Annotated in this window: 1 pseudogene; it reads right to left on the bottom strand. The window is 65.3% G+C overall.

The features are described 5' to 3' along the window. Positions 1–590: pseudogene (locus JCM25146_RS20365) on the bottom strand (1-deoxy-D-xylulose-5-phosphate synthase); the annotation flags it as partial.

Consider the following 590-nt stretch of genomic DNA (forward strand, 5'->3'; position numbering starts at 1 on the left):
CCAAGCCTTGGCCCGAGCGAGAGAATGGCAATGCCACCCGCCTGTGCCCCGGACTGGCTGCCCATCTCACGGATCACGCGGCCCCGGCCAATCTCAAGCACCTGCCCCTCGGCGGGCAGGTCCAGCCCCAGCCCGTTGCCACGCGGGTAGCGCAGGGCAATCGGGCCTTCATCAAACTCGGCGGCTGTGGCTGTCATGTGCAGCAGTTCCAGCTCGTCGGACGGGGCCATAATGGTCATGCCCGGCAGGCAGCCCAGATAGGCAATGTCAAACGAGCCCGCATGCGTGGCCCCATCCGCACCCACCAGACCGGCACGGTCAATGGCAAAGCGGACCGGCAGGTTCTGGAGCACCACATCGTGCATGACCTGATCATACGCACGCTGGAGGAAGGTGGAGTAAATGGCGCAGAACGGGCGCAGCCCTTCGGTCGCCATGCCTGCGGCAAAGGTAACGGCGTGCTGCTCGGCAATCCCTACATCAAAAAACCGGTCGGGGTAGTTCTTGGCAAAGGCATCCAGCCCCGTGCCGGACGGCATGGCGGCGGTAACCGCAGTCAGCCGTTTGTCGGTCTGGGCGCGGCGCACCAG

This window comes from Acetobacter okinawensis JCM 25146 (genome assembly GCF_000613865.1).
GTDB classification, from domain to species: domain Bacteria; phylum Pseudomonadota; class Alphaproteobacteria; order Acetobacterales; family Acetobacteraceae; genus Acetobacter; species Acetobacter okinawensis.